Annotated in this window: 17 protein-coding genes; 6 read left to right on the forward strand and 11 right to left on the reverse strand. The window is 38.2% G+C overall.

Annotated elements, in window-relative coordinates; all coding sequences use genetic code 11:
- Window positions 1-94 precede the first annotated feature (94 nt).
- Together FBD94_RS05160 and FBD94_RS05165 are read right to left on the reverse strand one after the other, a co-directional pair.
- Entirely contained in the window at window positions 95-865 is a 771-nt protein-coding gene (locus FBD94_RS05160; RefSeq protein ID WP_205945839.1) for a carbonic anhydrase family protein, read from the reverse strand.
- Window positions 866-1,044: 179 nt separating this feature from the next.
- The gene (locus FBD94_RS05165) at window positions 1,045-2,028 is read right to left on the reverse strand and encodes an aldo/keto reductase (protein ID WP_136879368.1); all 984 of its coding nucleotides are present in this window, start codon (window positions 2,026-2,028) and stop codon (window positions 1,045-1,047) included.
- Between the two features lie 182 nt (window positions 2,029-2,210).
- Here FBD94_RS05165 and FBD94_RS05170 point away from each other — a divergent pair, with 182 nt between their 5' ends.
- Window positions 2,211-3,293, forward strand: coding sequence for a calcium:proton antiporter (locus tag FBD94_RS05170; protein ID WP_136879369.1), 1,083 nt, complete (start codon window positions 2,211-2,213; stop codon window positions 3,291-3,293).
- A 30-nt stretch (window positions 3,294-3,323) separates the two neighbouring features.
- Here FBD94_RS05170 and FBD94_RS05175 read toward each other — a convergent pair whose 3' ends face one another.
- From FBD94_RS05175 to FBD94_RS05190, 4 genes are all read right to left on the reverse strand, one after another.
- Window positions 3,324-3,635 (reverse strand): hypothetical protein, encoded by a 312-nt coding sequence (locus FBD94_RS05175; RefSeq protein WP_136879370.1) that lies wholly within the window; start codon window positions 3,633-3,635, stop codon window positions 3,324-3,326.
- A gap of 157 nt (window positions 3,636-3,792) precedes the next feature.
- Entirely contained in the window at window positions 3,793-4,722 is a 930-nt protein-coding gene (locus tag FBD94_RS05180) for a hypothetical protein (protein ID WP_136879371.1), read from the reverse strand.
- A gap of 529 nt (window positions 4,723-5,251) precedes the next feature.
- A complete protein-coding gene (gene trhA / locus FBD94_RS05185) occupies window positions 5,252-5,890 on the reverse strand; it encodes a PAQR family membrane homeostasis protein TrhA (protein ID WP_131606584.1) in 639 nt (212 codons plus the stop codon).
- A 57-nt stretch (window positions 5,891-5,947) separates the two neighbouring features.
- A complete protein-coding gene (locus FBD94_RS05190; RefSeq protein ID WP_136879372.1) occupies window positions 5,948-6,376 on the reverse strand; it encodes a hypothetical protein in 429 nt (142 codons plus the stop codon).
- An 80-nt stretch (window positions 6,377-6,456) separates the two neighbouring features.
- On the opposite strand from FBD94_RS05190, the gene miaE reads away from it, so the two are divergent.
- A complete protein-coding gene (gene miaE, locus FBD94_RS05195; RefSeq protein ID WP_136879373.1) occupies window positions 6,457-7,038 on the forward strand; it encodes a tRNA-(ms[2]io[6]A)-hydroxylase in 582 nt (193 codons plus the stop codon).
- A gap of 64 nt (window positions 7,039-7,102) precedes the next feature.
- The gene (locus tag FBD94_RS05200) at window positions 7,103-7,621 is read left to right on the forward strand and encodes a plastocyanin/azurin family copper-binding protein (protein ID WP_136879374.1); all 519 of its coding nucleotides are present in this window, start codon (window positions 7,103-7,105) and stop codon (window positions 7,619-7,621) included.
- Between the two features lie 29 nt (window positions 7,622-7,650).
- On the opposite strand, the gene FBD94_RS05205 is transcribed toward FBD94_RS05200, so the two are convergent.
- The 3 genes from FBD94_RS05205 to FBD94_RS05215 all read right to left on the reverse strand — a co-directional run bounded on the left by FBD94_RS05205 (window position 7,651) and on the right by FBD94_RS05215 (window position 11,024).
- The gene (locus FBD94_RS05205) at window positions 7,651-8,037 is read right to left on the reverse strand and encodes a hypothetical protein (RefSeq protein WP_136879375.1); all 387 of its coding nucleotides are present in this window, start codon (window positions 8,035-8,037) and stop codon (window positions 7,651-7,653) included.
- A gap of 86 nt (window positions 8,038-8,123) precedes the next feature.
- Window positions 8,124-9,932: a response regulator gene (locus tag FBD94_RS05210; protein ID WP_136879376.1), complete on the reverse strand. Its 1,809-nt coding sequence runs from the start codon at window positions 9,930-9,932 to the stop codon at window positions 8,124-8,126.
- 147 nt (window positions 9,933-10,079) lie between these two features.
- On the reverse strand, window positions 10,080-11,024 hold the full coding sequence (locus tag FBD94_RS05215; RefSeq protein ID WP_136879377.1) for a D-2-hydroxyacid dehydrogenase family protein: 945 nt from the start codon (window positions 11,022-11,024) through the stop codon (window positions 10,080-10,082).
- 139 nt (window positions 11,025-11,163) lie between these two features.
- On the opposite strand from FBD94_RS05215, the gene FBD94_RS05220 reads away from it, so the two are divergent.
- Both FBD94_RS05220 and aspA read left to right on the forward strand, forming a co-directional pair.
- Window positions 11,164-12,108, forward strand: a complete 945-nt coding sequence (locus FBD94_RS05220; protein ID WP_235884375.1) for a 3-keto-disaccharide hydrolase — start codon at window positions 11,164-11,166, stop codon at window positions 12,106-12,108.
- 119 nt (window positions 12,109-12,227) lie between these two features.
- Window positions 12,228-13,637, forward strand: coding sequence for an aspartate ammonia-lyase (gene aspA / locus FBD94_RS05225; RefSeq protein WP_131606568.1), 1,410 nt, complete (start codon window positions 12,228-12,230; stop codon window positions 13,635-13,637).
- Window positions 13,638-13,813: 176 nt separating this feature from the next.
- Here aspA and hepC read toward each other — a convergent pair whose 3' ends face one another.
- Both hepC and FBD94_RS05235 read right to left on the reverse strand, forming a co-directional pair.
- Window positions 13,814-15,793, reverse strand: coding sequence for a heparin-sulfate lyase HepC (hepC, locus tag FBD94_RS05230; RefSeq protein WP_136879379.1), 1,980 nt, complete (start codon window positions 15,791-15,793; stop codon window positions 13,814-13,816).
- A gap of 18 nt (window positions 15,794-15,811) precedes the next feature.
- The gene (locus FBD94_RS05235; protein ID WP_136879380.1) at window positions 15,812-17,020 is read right to left on the reverse strand and encodes a glycoside hydrolase family 88 protein; all 1,209 of its coding nucleotides are present in this window, start codon (window positions 17,018-17,020) and stop codon (window positions 15,812-15,814) included.
- 271 nt (window positions 17,021-17,291) lie between these two features.
- On the opposite strand from FBD94_RS05235, the gene FBD94_RS05240 reads away from it, so the two are divergent.
- Complete coding sequence (locus FBD94_RS05240) at window positions 17,292-18,932, forward strand: sulfatase family protein (RefSeq protein ID WP_136879381.1); 1,641 nt, start codon at window positions 17,292-17,294, stop codon at window positions 18,930-18,932.
- The last annotated feature ends 6 nt before the right edge of the window (window positions 18,933-18,938 follow it).

Below are 18,938 nucleotides of genomic sequence, written 5' to 3' on the forward strand. Positions count from 1 at the left end.
CAATAATAGCATATTCCGTTTGATAATTAGTGATAAATTACAATAAAAACATATAAGTTATCGTACACGAAGTGCTATTGTGGTTTTAATAGACCTATGGTAGCTCGAAGAATTCTACTTTGCCAGTTTCCATTTTATAGATACCACCAACGATTTTAATCTCCCCTTTTGTTTCCATTTCCTTTAAGATGGGGCTCTTCTCCCTAATGTTATGGATACTGAGTTTTACATTTTCCAGGCAAATGTGGTCAACGTATTCTTTGTTTTTGGTAGTCTTTTCTCCTTCGAATGGGGTATCTGCAGTGACTACAGGGCGAATTTTTGAGAGTAAAGCGGTAATGTTTCCAAGTTTAACATTGTCAATCGCTGCTTTTATCGCTCCGCAATGCTCATGTCCCAAAACCACAATAACCTTAGAGCCAGATACTTTACAGGCATACTCCAGGCTTCCCAGGATATCCTCGTTTACAATATTTCCGGCGACGCGAGCGACAAAGAGGTCTCCAATTCCCCGATGGAATACATCTTCTACGGGCACGCGGGAATCCAGGCAGGATAGTATTACAGCTTTAGGGTATTGTCCTAATGCAGCTTGACGAATTCTTGTTGAATTGTTACGAACGGTTAGGGCGTCAGAAACAAAATCTTCATTTCCTTTTTTTAGGATGGCTATAACCGTGTCGGGGGTCAGTTCAGCCTGCTGTTCAACTGTTAAAACCTTCTCCGAAAGCACTTCAGCGCTGTCTATTTCAATTTTTTCCTTCTTCTTTCCCATATCATTAGGAGATTTCGTATTGTTTTGACATGCAATTAAACCAGTTACCCCTAAGAGTAGAGCTGTCATCAGTACTTTTGAAATGCTCATTATGGTATGAATTAAGATTTGTTTTATGGAGTGGTTTGTGTATTTGTTGCTGCATATAAGAAAGTTAACGTTTTATTTTTGCAAAAAAAAGAGGGCGATGATGATCGCCCTCTTTTTGTAAACTCGTTATAAAATGTCCGTCATTCTGAATGTATTTCAGAATCTCGCGCCAGCTTTTTTTAAATTTTGCTGAGTTCAGCATTGATGAAGCTTAACTCTTCGCTACTTAAATCAAAATTCATTGATTCGGCATTGGAAACTGCCTGTGCTGCATTTCTCGCACCAGCCAATACGATGGTGATGCCTTTTTGCAAACTTGTCCAACGTAACACCAATTGAGCAAGACTAGCATTCTTTTCGGCCGCAATTGGACCAATACTCTCCAGAAACACCTTTACTTTTTCTAAATCAAATTGACCAAAATATCCATTTCTGTGGTCATCGCTTTTAAGCTTCTCGTTCTCGAAATATTTACCAGAAAGTAATCCTCTTTCCATCGGACTGTAAACGATGATTCCAATATTGTTTGCTATCGAGTAAGGTACAAGATCATCTTCGATGCCGCGGTTGAGCATACTATAACCTACTTGGTTTGAAGCTGGGATAAATGTTTTGCTGGCTTCTTTTAACAGATCCACGCTGTGATTGGAGACAGCCGCTGCACGAACTTTACCTTGTTTAATCAAGCTTTCCATAGCTTCCATTGTTTCATCAATGGGGGTAGTCGCATCTGGCCAATGTTGTTGGATCAGATCGATGTAATCTGTGTTTAAACGTTTCAGACTTTCTTCTACTTCTTTGATGATGTTCGCTTTTGAGGATAGTTTATAGATCGGGGTACTTTTTCCGTTTTCGTCTAAATCAAAGAAATGCTCGCCTTTGCCCTGATTGCTGCCATCCCAAACTAAACCGAACTTGGTTAATAGCTGTACTTTGGTCCTGTCTTTTCCTTTTAAAGCCCTTCCAATCAATTCTTCACTTAATCCGAAACCATAAAAAGGAGCGGTATCTAAAGTGGTGACACCATTGTCTATAGAAGCATGGATCGAATCTATAGAGTCTTTCTGCTCATTTCCACCCCACATGGTACCGCCAATGGCAAATGCACCGTAAGTAATTGTAGACAATTCTAAATCTGTATTTCCTAATTTTCTGTATTCCATTTTGTTGTTTTTTTGACGGGGCAAAATTCCCTAAAAAATCAGCATCATCATAATAGTATAAATAGTAGGTAGGTATTATAAAAATGATAGTGTTTTAAAACGTTACATTCCTATTTATGGTTTTCAGCACAATAATTGTAGTTTTAGTTTTGGCGTTCAATATTTTACTTAATCCCAAATTGATGAAGAAAAAATTACCATTGCCTTTATGGACGATTATATCCCCAATAGTAGCCTGGTTAGCGTATTTTGGCAACTCCTTGGACCTGGGAACTTTCTATATATTTTTTCTTGCAGCTGTCCTGATTGCAGGAGTACTTGCTGCGGTGCACCATGCTGAAGTTGTCGCACATCGTGTGGGCGAGCCATTTGGTACCCTGCTATTGGCCCTTGCCATTACGGTAATTGAGGTCGCATTAATTGTCTCTCTGATGCTCACTGGTGGTCCGGATACGGCTGCACTTGCCCGGGATACAGTTCTGGCTGCGGTGATGATTATTTTAACTGGAATTATTGGTTTGTGCTTACTGGTAGGGGGTGCAAAGTTTAAGGAACAGGTGTTTAGCTTGCCTGGGGTAAGTGCGGCTTTGGTTACGCTTACAGCCATATTGGTGTTGACACTGATTCTTCCAAATTATACCACCAGTAAGGAAGGTCCTGAATACTCTCAGGTTCAACTTATCTTTGTAGCTGTGGTATGTTTGGTATTGTATGGTGCTTTTGTAATGGTTCAAACCATGAGACACCGCGATTTCTTTTTACCACCAGATGCTGATGGTAATGAAGAAGTACACGCTGAACCGCCAACGAATAAGGTTGCATTGTTAAGTACATTTTTATTGGTTTTATGCCTGGGCGTTGTAGTGTTGTTAGCAAAAGCACTGGCGCCTGATATAGAAAATGCGGTAGTGAACTTTGGCGCGCCAAAGTCATTAGTTGGGGTGATCATCGCAGCAGTAGTATTATTGCCGGAAGGTCTTGCAGCCTATCGTGCAGCTAGAAAGAACCGTTTACAAACAAGCTTGAATCTGGCATTAGGATCTGCACTGGCAAGTATCGGTTTAACCATTCCAGCTGTCGCAATTGTATCTATCGTAACTGGAATGACTATCACGTTGGGAATTGATATGAAGGCTACGGTATTGCTGCTATTGGCGCAGTTTACCATCATGCTTTCGTTGGCAACTGGGCGTACTAATGTGTTGCAAGGAGTTGTGTTGTTAGTGGTATTTATGGTTTATCTTTTTACTATTATAGCGCCATAAGAAAAGGAGAATAGAAATCTATTCAGATTTCTATTCTCTAACCTCTAGTTCTTCATCAAACAGTTCAAAAAATAGGTTTTGCAATTTATGAACATGCTGTAGTGTTTTATAATCTCCTGAGTCATCATTCGCTGGTACTTGCTTGTAGCACTCAAAATATTCATCTTCTTCAATATGATACAAGAAGAAATTGTATTCAGGATGTTGATAGTAACCACCACCATTGTCATTAAATCTAAACTTGTTAACTAGCCAGTCTTTAGTTATGGAAATTGGAGTAAAGTCTTCAGCAAAGTCAATATCTGGCCCACAAAGCACCTGAAACAACTCCTCCTTATTCATGCAATAATTGGAAATTCTTAATTCTGTGTTTTTCATATTGCCTCAAATCTACAAATAGATTTAATAAACCTATGATAGGTTATCTATAGGATCTTGAGCTTGTGTTCGGTGTTTCAGACCCGATAAAAAGGACTTCTATAGGGAATGCATCATTGGATTAAACTGTAGAAGACAGTGCTACTAGCATTTGGGATTCCAGAAATATGGTGTAAATCAAGGCAAATAACAGGCAATACCAGAGGATGTCGATTTCCTTTCTCCATTTAATCCAGGATGCGGTTACGATAAAAAGTGGGAGCGTAATGAGATAAATTATAATGAAGTTAAATATAAAATCGAAAGGCGTGGAGTAATGATCAGTTATGAATACGGTAATGCCCATCTGTGCCAGCCAAACTGAAATAGGGAGGAGAAAGCATAAAAAATATTTCCAACCCCATTTCATCGGTACTGCTTCTGGGTAAGTTTTGCGGTAGTTTTTTACGATGAGCATAATCATCAAAATGACCAGCATTGTCAATACGGCGAGTTGGATATACTTCATGGTAATCGTATCTGCTCGGGTATTAATCCTGTCAGAAAAAATCATCCGATCCCCTTCGAATTTTTGAATTTGAGTGGTTTCTCCTTTAATGAAGGTCTTTTTAGTAACGACAGTATTTGCATGCTCCCGATAGGTCCATATGGAGTCTTCGATCCCATTTTTATAAAAACCTTCTATTAGCGTAGTATCGCCATTTTTCCTGATGAATTTTCCATCCAAACGGCCGCCTTTGAATCGGAGTGAGTCTTCATAATTCGGGGCTTTAAGTGTAAGGTAGGTCATCTTTCCCGGAGGCATTAGACTTTCAATTTTTGGCATTTGATTGTGTAGAGACTCATCCAGACTGGTAAGGAAAAGGTTTTTATTGTAGTCGTCGCTTTTAACAGGTCGTCTGGTAGTCTCTAGTTGTTTCACCTCAACTACGAGTAACGAATCGAAAGTGTGAATCCTAAAGTCTTCTTCATAATAATTGGAATCGGGCAATACGTTAGACTTAAAAAGTACATACTGTGGCTGCTCAAAACTTTGAATATATCTAGGCATGCTACTCGCGCAAAAGGCGAAAAATGCCAACACGGCGATAAATTGAGGATTTAAGTTAATGTTGAAAGTCAGGCCATTTAAAGCATACCAAGCTAGCGGCAGAACAATCAAAGCCAAAAGGTCAGTTGGGTCTACTACTCGTTGAATGGGGAAGAAATAGGTACTGAAAAAATCAATAAATATTGAAGAATAGCTGCTTTTCCAATATATAAACAGCAATCCGGTAAGGACAAATATTGGCAGTCTGTGTTTAGGGAACAAGACTGACCAGAAAATCGGGAATATAAATAATCCACAGCAATCTGATAGTTTGCCTGTGAAAGTATTATGAAAAGCTTCTTTTAGATAGAAATCGTTAAGTATCAATAGTGCTAAGCAAATGAGGAAAGGTAAGGAGGTTAACGGTTTTAATCGATTGGAGATACGCATACTTAATTAGCTTTCCAGTTTATACAAAAAAAAGGGTTTGGTAACCCAAAGAGATGAGCATGAAGGTTTATTATTAAAGGGAATAAAATTACGGTAAATGCTACATGGAAAGCAACACTGCTACATAATGAAAGATAGCTGCTGCCAATACCATTGCATGCCATAATGCATGAGAATAGGGCCGTTTACCAAATAGATAAAAAGCTGTTCCTATGGAATAAAAGCCAGCGCCAATAAACAACATGATAATCACTGAATCTGGAAGTGCTGCAAAAAACTTATTTCCGCCAATTAACATCATCCATCCCATTAGCAGGTAAATGATCGTGGAAATGATATTGTATCTACCGGTGTACCATATTTTAAAAAATATACCCACAACCGTAAGTCCCCATAATATGCAAAGCAACATGATCCCGAAACTATTGTTCATATAGATCAGTAAAAAAGGCGTATAAGTTCCAGCAATAAGGAAGTAAATACTGATGTGATCAAGGATTTCAAAGAGTCTTTTTACCCCAAATTCTAGAGCCAGGTGGTATACCATTGAACAAGTGAATAGCATGAGGAAACAAAAGCCGTAAATACCAGCTCCGACTATGGCAGGTACATTGTTATGGGCTGTGGCTATTCCGATGAGTACGGGCAAACCGCTAACACCAAATAGTACCCCAATACCATGGATTAGTCCATGGAGGAGCTCTTGCTTTCTGGTAAATTTTTCCTTAATTCCATTCATTAAATAAGTAACAATTGAAACCCGTAAAAGTTAACCTATTAGGAAAAATGGGTAACTCTAACGCATCTTTTCAAATACAAACTTTGGATTTTTATAATTGATTGGAATGTGCTTTTTGAAATAGGGGATGTTCATGTAAATTTCCAGAGATCCTTCTCCCATAATTAACTGATCATCTTTTTTTAATAACGCAATTGGAGCGGTATGCCACTTTTCTATTCCGTAATGTTGGAATCGGTAGGTCCCCTTTAAAGTATCTCCTTTTATAATTCCCGTAACACCACCAGAATCTTTGTATGCGCCATGGTAATTGACTTCATATTGGCCGTAGAACTCCTTATCGGTCAGTTTTATTTTAAGTATTGCGGTATCCCCTTTATTGATAGCTTGGTACATTGTTGCAGTTTCATCACGATCTATCTCACTATTGTAGCAACTGGATAGGATAAAAATTATCCCTAAAAACGGTAATAACGGTTTCTTCATGTACCTATTTGATTATTTTCAAATATAGCTATAGGTACTGAAATCTTTCCTAATTTTGGCCCTAAGACGATATTATCATTATGCTTGGATTAAAATTATTGACAGACCCACGTTGGGCAAACATTGCTGAATCAAATTTAGAGGAGATCTTAACTGATCATGCCTGGTGCGAACAAAAAGCAGCAACTAATGCCATCACCCTGATTGCCAATAATTCGGAGCACATGGATTTGGTGGAAGCCCTTACTGCTATTGCAATTGAAGAAATGCAACACTTTCAAATGGTGGTCGATATTATCAATCAACGTGGTTACACCCTTGGTCGTGAACGTAAAGATGATTATGTAGGTCAACTGGTTAAATTTAGTCGTAGAGATGGCAGTAGGAACAACGCTTTTATCGACCGTCTTTTATTTGCTGCAATGATTGAAGCAAGAAGCTGCGAGCGTTTTCGTGTATTGTCGCAAAACATTAAAGATCACGAATTGGCAAAATTCTACCATGATTTGATGGTGTCGGAAGCAGGACATTACACGGTGTTTCTAAATTTTGCCCGTAAATATACCATCGATATTGATGTAGATAAAAGATGGAAAGAGTGGCTTGAATTTGAAGGCGAGCTGATTCAGAGCTTCGGTAACAAAGAAGCCATTCATGGCTAATCAAAAAAATAGTAAACTATACTGAGATAGTAATGTTATAGGGCTGCATTTAAAAATTACTAAAATGAAAAAAGTCCTTAGTATTACAGCATTGGTTGCGGCTTTTGCATTTACACTTAGTTCATGCGGTTGTGATGATGAGACCAAAAAACAACCAGTAACTCCACCCACAGAGGATATGATGGTCCCACCAGCGGCGGAGGCTATTAACAATACTTTAACTTTATCAGCTCATGATGAGATGAAGTTTGATAAAACGGAATTAAAGGCATTAGCTGGAAAACCAATTACATTAACATTTGCACACATTGGTACAATGGATAAAAATACAATGGGCCATAATTTTATCCTGTTAAAAAAAGGTACGGATATTGACGATTTTGTGAAAAAAGCGTTAACAGCAAAGGACAACGATTATATTCCTAAATCTGAAAGTGATAAAATTATTGCTCATACCAAGTTACTTCCAGGTGGGGCAACTGATACAATTGAGTTTACAGTCCCTGAAAAAGGTACCTATGATTTTATTTGTTCTTTTCCAGGACATGCTGCTACAATGAGGGGGAAATTTATTGTAGAGTAGTATTAATTACACGGACTATGTTCCTGATTTTAAATTTCAGGGAACATGGTTTGTGCTCTTTCACCAATCAAAGGCATTGGTTTTTTCTCTCCATTTAAAACACCAATAAATCCAATGATCCAGATAATAAATAGGCCGACGTATACAATGTATGCAAGGTAAATAATCCCAAACATACCTGTAGTAGCTATTAATATCCCCAGAAAAAAGCTGAGTGCAAAGTATATAACTGTTGATATGATTGCGAACAGCAAAGTTTGTCTCAAATGATAACTACCAAAGTCCGTTTTTTTGTCTTTATGCAGTGCAAAGTAGGCAATTAACCATAAAATTATACCGAAATAGCTCAATATAGCAGCTGTTTTTCCATTGTCTGAAGTAACAGGCGTTGGGTTAAAAGGTTTGTTAGTTTCCATTTTAAGATGCTTTTAAGATTGTAAATTATTGGTAGGCTGTTAAATATATTCCAATAATGATGCCACAGAAGTTTTAAGCACAATTCTTAGGTCCCATATACTATTGGAGCTTCAATACCTACTTTTTTTAGTTTTTGGAATAAATGATGCGGATCGAATGGTTTTGAAAGATAGTCGTTCATTCCTGATTTTTTTACCCTTTCCGCTACATTGTTGTTTACACTCGCTGTAAGCGCAATAATATGGATGTTAGCCTTTTTCTTATTGTTTAGACTACGAATGGCTTCAGTTACCTCATAGCCGTCCATTTCGGGCATATAAAGATCCATTAAGATCACATCAAAATCTCCTTGTTCTAATTTTTGCAATGCAAATAGTCCATTTTCAGCAATTGTGGGGACAATATTCCATTGTTCAAGTGTTTTTTTTATGACAAGAATATTTACAGGGTTATCCTCGGCAACCAATATTTTAAGGTGAGCCAATTCATACTTCGCGTCTAGCGGCTTATGAATGATCGTTGAATCAGCAACAAGATATGGAAAGGTAATGTCGAAAAAGAATTTTGCACCAGTATTCACGTTGCTTACCATTTCAATATCACTATTAAACATTTTTAAGACTTTTTTAACAATAGGAAGGCCAAGACCGGTACCACCATAGTGGCGACTTGTACTTGTTGAAGCCTGGGTAAATGGCTCAAAAATATGCTGCTGTTTATGGAGTTCTACGCCGATGCCCGTATCCTCAATTGTAAAACGAATAGTGATTAGCGTATCACTGAGGTCGATAGTTTCGGTATACAGGCCCACATATCCACTTTCTGTAAATTTAATTGCATTGTTTAATAGGTTAACCAATACCTGGGTTAAGCGGGTAGGATCGCCGATTACAATTTTATCTTCAAGTTCATCAGCAATGCTGAGTTTTAAATCCAGCATTTTTTCCTGAGCCTTTAGTTTAAGACTGCAGTAGTTGTTTTTTAGTAGGGTGGAGAGGTCGAAAGCAATGTGTTCCAGCTCAACCTTATCAGAATCAAATTTATTAAAATCAAGAATATTATTAACGAGCAACAGTAGGTTTTCAGCCGAAAACTTAAGAACAGAAAGGTTTTCCTCTTGATCCTCGCGTGGATTTTGTAGTAGTAACGCATTGGATATACCAATTACGCCATTTAAAGGGGTACGCAATTCGTGCGACATTGTCGACAAAAACTCCATTCGAGTATTAGATACTTTTTTAAGATCAGACAGCGTTGTATTCAGCTTCTCGTTCAGCTCCTTTAGCTCATTTTTTGTTTGAGTCAGATTAATGAAATTACGATTAAAAGCTTTGAAAAAATAATAATGGAGATAGACGATTAATAAAAAATTATAGGCTGTGACAAATAGATAGGTGGCTTGATTAACTTCTTGTGGGCCAGATCCTAAGTAGAAATAGTTTTTGCTGTCAATACCGGTGTATATGATTACGGGTAATATGTTAATAGCCGAATAAAACCATCCCCATTTTAAACCATGCATATAAAAGCTAAGCGCACAGGCAAACCAGATAAATTGCAGGGTTTCTACATTAATATCTTGCACATACACCGATAAATTACTCCAAACGGCGAACGTGAGCAAACAAAGTGATATATGAGAAGCTAGTCTCCAGGCGCGGGTATAATAAATCAGACCTAAAAGCATTAAAGCGGCGAGGAAAACTGTACTAACCCTGATCAGATGTAAGGTCTGCCCCCCTAAAATATAGGCAACGGTTAATATAGCTGTGAAAGGGAGGTATAGTATCAGGATATAGGAAAGCATTTTAGCACGAGCTTGATTTATAGGATCAGTTTCGGGCTTCGCTAATTTGATGACAAAATTTTCAATAGGTTGAAATAGATGAATCATAATTATTTTTTAATTTAATAAAAAAAAACAATGGAAGGCGAGGGTCTTAAGAAAATACTAATGGTGTCTGGTTAGGATCGAGCTGGATACAGAGTTTGTATTCAATGGATAACAATAACAAAAGTTTATGTTTAATGTTTTTATTATTTATCTTTTTCGTAAAGATAGAAAATCTTTAATTCTAAGAATTGTATCCTCGTAAAATATCTGATACGTATCTTTTGTTACATAGCCAATATGGGGTGTAGCTAATAAATTGGGTAGCCATCGGAAGGGATGGTTGGTTGGTAGCGGTTCTATCTCATAGACATCTAATGCGGCGCCAGCGATTCTTTTGTTTTTTAAGGTCGCAATAAGATCGGTTTCATTGATTAATGGCCCCCTCGAGGTATTGATAAGATAGGCTGTTGGTTTCATTAATGAAAGCTCTTTTGAGGTAATAATGTTTCTAGATCTTGAGCTTAAAATTAAGTGTACACTTACAAAATCAGCCATCTTAAACAAGCCTTCTTTACTAACTAACTTTGCACCATGCTCATTTGCTTTTTCTAAAGTAAGGTTTTCGCTCCAGGCAACCACCTCCATTTCAAACGCTTTGGCATACCGCGCTATTACACTCCCAATATTACCTAAACCAACAATTCCAATAGTTTTCCCTTTCAGGTCTACGCCAATTTCCTTTTGCCAATGCCCTTCGCGTAAGGAGGTGGATTCAGGAACAATATGTCTTGATAAGGCAAGCAGCAAAGCCCAGGTCAACTCAGGAGCTCCACTTGCATGATAACCGGTCGTTGAAATGGTAACACCAAATTCTTCAGCGGCCTTTGCATCTATAGAGGCATTGCGAAGGCCGGTAGAGATAATCAATTTAAGGTTGGGTAACTGGGAAAGAATTTCCCTGGTTAAGGGGGTTCGTTCGCGCATGACACAGATCACATCAAATTGCATTAATCGTTTTATAATTGCAGTTTGATCTGTGATGTGGTCATTAAAGACTACTATGTTGGTCGTTTTCTGTAGGCTGGACCAATCGCCATAGGAAAGGGCTACATTTTGGTAATCATCTAATATTGCAATTTGGGGAAGTTTCATTTGTCTGATTTTTTACAAGAAACAAGTTACAGCTTATTAAGTTTCTCAATAGGTAATTTTGATAGAATAATTTATATCTTGTGTTGACAAATGATAATCGAAAATTAATTTTATGCGTAAAAATCTTATTGTATTCGGTATGAGTTGCCTATTGATGGCAGGTTCGGCCGAATGTTTATTTGCATCGGCTAACAAGATAGCTGTTGAACCACAAGCTGTAGCGCCCAAAGATCTGATAGGTCGTTGGGATATCACTGTTGATGAGAACGGAAAATCTGCGCCGTCATGGCTGGAAGTAAAGCTTTCTGGCTTTCGTACTTTAGTAGGCTATTTTGTGGCTTCCTCTGGTAGTGCCCGTCCGGTTGCTGAGGTAAAGTTTGACAATGGTAAGTTCAGGTTCGAGATTCCACCACAATGGGAAAGTGGTACTCAGAATTTTGTGATAGAAGGTGAATTGGTAGGGGACGGAATCCAGGGAACCATGGTGACCAGTGAGGGTAAAAAGTACAACTGGAAAGGCGTAAAAGCTCCTTATTTGAAAAGAACGGCTGCTCCGGTATGGGGAAAGTCGATCAATTTATTTAATGGAAAAGACTTAACCGGTTGGAAGGCTACAGGCAAAAACCAATGGGTAGTAAAAGATGGTGTTTTAACTAGCCCAAAAGCAGGATCTAACTTAATAACCGACCAAAAATTTGAAGATTTTAAACTACATGTTGAATTCAAATATGCAAAAGGAGGAAATAGTGGTGTGTATTTGAGAGGTCGTTATGAAACGCAAATAGAAGATAGTCCGAAAGATGCACATCCTAACAGTGTTTTGTTTGGTGGGATCTATGGATTTTTGACAGCCAATGAAATGGTAACGCTTGGACCTGATCAATGGCAAGTATATGATATTACATTGGTTGGTAGAATGGTAACCGTAGTTGCTAATGGTAAAACCATCATTAGTAATCAGGAAATACCAGGCATCACTGGTGGAGCTTTAGATAGCAACGAAGGGGAACCGGGACCAATTTATCTTCAAGGTGATCATCAGCCTATAGAATTTAGAAAAATAGTAATTACGCCTGCTAAGTAAACGGCTATATTATTCAAGTATTGAAGCCTGATCATTATTTATGATCAGGCTTTTATTTTACCCCAAAACATTTGAGGATGTAAAAGGGTTTTATAGGTCAAGGGTTAAATTAAATTATTATGGCATCTTTTCGAATTGAACACGATTTTTTAGGGGAAAAAGAAATTAGCAATGACTGTTATTATGGCGTTCAGACGATGCGGGCTAAGGAAAATTTCGACATTACGGGCATCCCAATCGGTAGTGAGCCTCTTTTGATAAAGGCCTTTGGTCATGTTAAAAAAGCTGCGGCATTAGCCAACAGAGATCTGGGTATTTTGGATGCAAAAAAGGCCGAAGCGATTGCTTATGCTTGTGATAGATTGATTGCTGGAGAGTTTACAGATCAGTTCATCAGCGATCTGATACAGGGTGGTGCCGGAACATCAACCAATATGAATGCAAACGAGGTAATTGCCAACCTGGGATTGGAATATATGGGCTATAAAAAGGGCGAATACATTCATTTGCACCCAAATAATGATGTAAACCTTTCCCAAAGTACTAATGATGCTTACCCCACTGCATTTAGAATTGCTGTTTACCTTAAAATCGCTGCTTTTTCAGTTGCCGTTGAAAAATTGCAAAAAGCATTTTTTGATAAAGGAAAAGAGTTTGAGGATGTTTTGAAAATGGGAAGAACCCAGCTTCAGGATGCTGTACCTATGACGCTGGGACAGGAGTTTAATGCTTTTGCGACTACTTTAGGAGAAGATGTAATGCGCATCAGAGAGTCCGCTTTACTCATCACCGAAGTAAATATGGGCGCAACGGCGATCGGTACTGGAGTTAACGCTCCAGAAGGTTATTCGGAACTTTGCGTGAAATATCTTGCAGAGATTAGCAAAGTACCGGTAATTCTTTCTGCCGACTTGATTGAAGCAACTTATGATACAGGTGCTTACGTACAATTGAGTGGAACCTTAAAACGTAATGCCATTAAATTGAGTAAGATTTGTAATGATTTGAGGCTATTGAGTAGCGGTCCACGCTGCGGTCTCAACGAAATCAACCTTCCTGCTATGCAGCCAGGTTCATCTATTATGCCAGGCAAAGTGAACCCTGTAATACCAGAACTGATGAACCAGACCTGTTTTTATGTGATTGGTGCAGACCTTACCGTAACTATGGCAGCGGAAGCGGGACAGTTGCAGCTTAATGTGATGGAACCCGTAATTGGTATGGCATTGTTTACCTCATTACAATACCTAACTAAAGCTTGTAATGCCCTTAGAAAAAAATGCGTTGTTGGTATCACAGCCAATGTAGAGCATTGCAAAAATATGGTGATGCAAAGTATAGGAATTGTAACGCAGCTGAATCCAATTTTGGGTTATGAAGAATGTTCTTCTATTGCCAAAGAAGCACTAAAAACTGGGAAGTCGATTCATGAGATAGTTGTAACCGAGAGAAAGCTGATTACTCAGGCCAAATGGGATGAAATTTATTCCATTGAGAACCTAATTCATCCTAAATTTATTGCGCAATGATATTAAACAAAATGGCCCAACTGAACTCAGTTGGGCTATTTTGTTTTAGGCTCGCCGTCATCCTGAATTTATTTCAGGACCACGCACTTACCATTTAAAACCTGCCTAAACGAGGTCCTGAAATAAATTCAGGATGACGACTGTTTTACATACCTTCGTTTAAGAAAAATGTAATGCTAATTACCTGTTAATTGCTCAGTAACCTGAGTTTTTTTACCATTAATAGTTAATGTTAAATCAACAATCCCCTTAGCAAGGTTATGTTTTGAACCTTCTTTTACACTAATTTCTGGAGCTTTGCTTCCTTCAAAAGGATAAAGTACAGTTGTAAAACTTACAGTTTTGTTGTCGTTCTTAGCTTTTTCAAATGCAAAAGCAGGGCGTGCAACTTCTTTACGGTATTTATAAGATACTTTACCTTCTTCTTCTGTTAATACAGCACCTTTATTTAGGGTTTGGATCAACAGGTTGTTACCATCATTATAACCAGTTTGTACACTGTTGTTTGACTTATTAAAAGTAGTACCACTTTCTTCAGCAAGCTGGAAGTGGATACCTACATTACCTTTTGCATCACCAATAGCCTCATCAATAATCACAAAATACTTTTTATCGATGAACAATACACTACGGCGGTGGTTCAGTTCCTTGTAACTCTGGTTATTATATACCAATAAGTCTACGGCAGGACTGGTTTTCCAGGTCAGCAATTTCGCATTGCAACTATCCATATTGATATTGTCAAGCGTTAAGGTTTTGTGTACTTTAGTCTGACGGTAAGCATCTCTCAATTTCTGAATTTCAGCACTTCCGCTGTAAACATAAGCACCTGCATCTGGCATGAAATTGCGACCTTTTACCCAAAGATCAAACGTGCCATTGTCTGGCTGACTGTGGAAGAATGCTGGTGGGCTGGCTCTTAACACCATTACCGTAGCATCATTTTTCCAACCGTTTCTAAAAGTATAGAAACCACCGGTTTTTAACGCATTTGATAAATATGCAGGTGCAGTACCTTGTTTTCCATCTGTGGCGAAATACTTAATTACCTGGTTGTGTGGGAATACCTGCAACCAGTCTTTGTATTCCTTTTGCATTTCACTCTTACCAGTTAATTTGGCATCACCAAACATTGGGTAAGAATAATCAGGGAAAGAGAAATTAGTTAAAGCGATGATCATTTCTTCAATTGTTTTCTTGTAGCTTTCCGGAAACTCGTTAGACATTCCTGTCAGTTGAGTCATGCGCAATGCTTTCAAAAAGATATTGATCGCAGCTACGTGATAATTTGGAGAAAGCTCAAATTGCAATCCATCTGGATAGATTTGTTTCTTGATCTCTGCATTTAAGATTTCGACACCACTTTTTCTCCAGGTATCAGCAGCTTTCAACTCAGGGAAGAAACAACCTGCATAAATGATCCTTTGCGCTTCAAACAACAGGTGATTTCCTTGCTTAGAGTAATTGTTAAGGATATGATTTGCTTGTTGGTTGTAAGTATTAAGGAATTCAAGCAAGAAATCAGGAGTAAAATTAGGAGAGCTCACAAACATGTTGAACATACCTGGTTGATCCTGAATCCTTGTAGAAACCTCTAAGGGACGCCATGCAAAACGATCATTCTCTTTAGACAAGCCTTTTGGGTTCTTTTTTACCCAGTCGCGGAACTGGAAAACCCATTCTTTAGCATATTTCTCATCACCGGTTGACCAGTAAGCCAATCCCATTGGTTGCCACCAATATGTGCGGTGTAATTGCCAACGGATCTCATTGTCCTTAATTGGCCAATGTTGCCAGTTGATATCCTGACCATAATCAATAAATCCGTATCCTGGATGAACATAGAATTGGTGCAGCAAACCTTTATCTGCTTTTTCAAGTACCCCTGCAGGAAGTTTTTTTCCAGCAAAGCGGGCTTTATCTTCCATATTATAATCAGGATGCTTAATGTTATCCCTTTTTCTATAATATTTTAATAAGGCTTTGGCTGCATTTTCATAATCCTTAGCTGCAACGAGTTTGTTTACCTCTTCCAGACCGGGGTAATTCAGGTTCAGATTACTGAAGCTGTCTTTAGTCACCGGCGTACCTTGCGGCTTGGCAAATAATAGGGTAGGCGCAAGGGCAAGCAAGAGGATGATCTTTTTTACGTTCATCGTTATTTGGTTTTTAAATTAAGCTTTCGCGATTGTTTTCAAATCAATTTTTTTAATCTCTGCGTATCTTTTTAAAGCTTCCATGAAGTAATAATCAGCATAGTTTAAAGGTGTATCGATTTCCGAATTGTAAAGGAGTGCACCAACGCTGTGTTTCAGGATAAAAAACTGATTTTCTCCTGGCTTAGCTAAATACTCATCTGATGATAACGTTTTTAAAATATCTTCAGCAAATTTAAAATATTTATCGCCGTCTTTTACTTGTGTACTTAAATCTAACAATGCCGAAGCGATTACAGCAGCGGCAGAAGCGTCTCTTGGAGAACGGTCAGCGTTATGCACATCAAAATCCCAAAGTGGAATTTTATCCTTAGGCATTTTTGGGTGATTCATGATAAACGCGGCAACTTTTTCAGCTTGTTCTAAGAATTTTTTGTCTTTCGTATCTCTAAAGCTCATGGCATAGCCATATACTGCCCATGCTTGTCCTCTAGCCCATGCCGACTCGTGTGTTAAACCTTGGTGGGTTTCTCTTTGTAATACTTTTCCAGATAAAGTATCGTAGCTAATTACGTGGTATGAGCTGTAATCTTTTCTGAAATGGTTTTTCATCGTTGTTACGGCATGTGTTTTCGCAGCTGCAAACCATTCTGGTTTCTTGAATTCGTTTCCTGCCCAGTATAAATACTCCAGGTTCATCATGTTGTCGATAATTACCGGGAACTGCCAGTGACCAAAATCCCATGAACGAATAGCACCTACTTTTTTGTTGAAACGTGAATATAAATTAGTAGCACCATTTTCTAAGGGCTTACGATAAACTTGATCACCTGTTAATCTGTAACCATTGCCATAAGAGCAATACAACATAAAACCTACATCATGGGTATCCTTAATGTATTGTAACGAGTCTAATCCAAGCGTGAATCTTTTAGCTTGGTCTGCTAAATTTTTATCACCCGATAACTCATATCCGTACCATAATGTACCTGGGAAAAATCCTGTTGTCCAATCGCGCACAGGAGCTAACCTTACCGTTCCATCAGGGTTGATAGATCTTGGATTCATTCCTGGTGTAAAAGTTTGCGCTGCTTTTGTCAACTGATATACCGCAGTCTTTGTCGATTTCTTTAACCAATCATCTCCGTTGTCCTTCGTGACTGCCTTACTATTTGTTGATCCCATCAAAGCGATAGAAGCAATAAATGCACCTACTAATGTTTTCATAATTATGTTTTGTTTTTTATGCTTTTGGAGCTATTAATTTTAGATATTAATGATTTTATGAAGGTAGGGAGCAAAAAAAACAGCGGCTTTAGGAATCGGATATATTCATTTCGAAATTGATGAATGCATGGAGATTTTTAACGGCTAAGCGTCCCGTTTTGTAAAATAATTACTGCTTTAACCAAAATTGATAGTATTTTAAACAATACCTAAATTAGTTCTTGGTAGACTCCTATACTTTCGTTTTTATCGAAAAAACCAAATACTAATAATGGGTAATTTAAAATTCATATTATCGGCTTTGGTTGCAGGAATGGGCTTAAGCTCCTGCCAGCATCCTCAAAAAGTCGAAACTACTAAAAGACCGAATATTGTGTTTATCATGACAGATGACCACACCATTCAAGCCATGAGTGCTTACGGTAGTAAACTTGTTAAAACGCCTAACCTGGACAGAATTGCCAACGAAGGCATTTTGTTTAACAATTGTTTTGTAACCAATGCAGTTTGTGGTCCTTCAAGAGCTACCATCCTGACCGGTAAATACAGTCACCTTAACGGCTTGAATGATAATTCTAAAGTATTCGATAGTACACAGGTGATCTATCCTCAATTGTTAAAACAGGCAGGTTACCAAACTGCAATGATCGGTAAATGGCACCTGGGCTCAACTCCAATGGGCTTCGATTATTACAGTATCTTACCTAATCAGGGGCAGTATTATCAACCTGAATTTTTGGAAAATGGTAAAAAAGTCAAAGAACAAGGCTATGTAACTGATGTAATTACAGATAAGGCCATTGGTTTTCTGGAGAAAAGAGATCATGACAAGCCTTTTATGATGATTTATCAGCATAAAGCACCGCACCGTAACTGGCTGCCTGCACCAAGGCATTTGGGGATGTTTGACAATACGGTTTTCCCAGAACCGGATAATCTGTTAGATGATTTTAATAACAGAGGCCGGGCTGCTAAAGAGCAACTGATGAACATCTCAACAGATATGTGGCCTGCCTGGGATCTTAAAATGCTTTCAACAGCACAGTTAGATTCTATGGCTAAGTTGCCGAACGAAAAGTTTAAAGATGCTAAGGGTGATGATTATAAACAAGCCAATGATCCATCATTAGATAAAGCTCGCTTTTTCGAAGTGTATAACCGCATGACGGATGCTGAGAAAGTACAATGGAAAAAAGTATACGACAAACGTGTTGCTGAGTTTAAAAAGTTAAACCCTAAGGGGGCTGATTTGGTACGTTGGAAATACCAACAATATATGCGTGATTATTTGGCTTGCGTGGTTTCTGTAGATGAAAACGTAGGTAGATTAATGGATTACCTTAAAAAAATAGGAGAGTTGGACAATACCATTATTGTTTATACTTCAGATCAAGGTTTCTTTTTAGGTGAGCATGGATATTTCGACAAGCGTTTTATGTACGATGAATCATTCAGGACACCATTATTGGTAAGATATCCAGCGTCTATTAAGGCAGGTTCGGTAAGCAATGCTTTTGCCATGAATCTTGATTTTGCACCAACCTTATTGGATTATTCAGGTGTTAAAATTCCTGATGATATGCAAGGTGTGTCCTTGCGTCCTTTATTGGATAATGCAGGTAAAGCACCTGAAAACTGGCGTAAAGCAGTATATTATCATTACTATGAATATCCTAGTTGGCATGCAGTGAAAAGGCATTATGGCATCAGGACTGAGCGCTATAAGCTAATCCATTTTTACAATGATGTGGATGAGTGGGAGCTTTATGATATGCAAAAGGATCCAAAGGAAATGAAGAATTTGTATGGCAATAAAGCTTACGAACCGGTAGTAAAAGAGTTAAAAGAACAACTTAAAAAACTACAGATTCAATTTAAAGACACAGATCCAACTGAAACTAACTCTAAATAAATCACG

Source organism: Pedobacter hiemivivus, from assembly GCF_005144565.1.
GTDB lineage: Bacteria > Bacteroidota > Bacteroidia > Sphingobacteriales > Sphingobacteriaceae > Pedobacter > Pedobacter hiemivivus.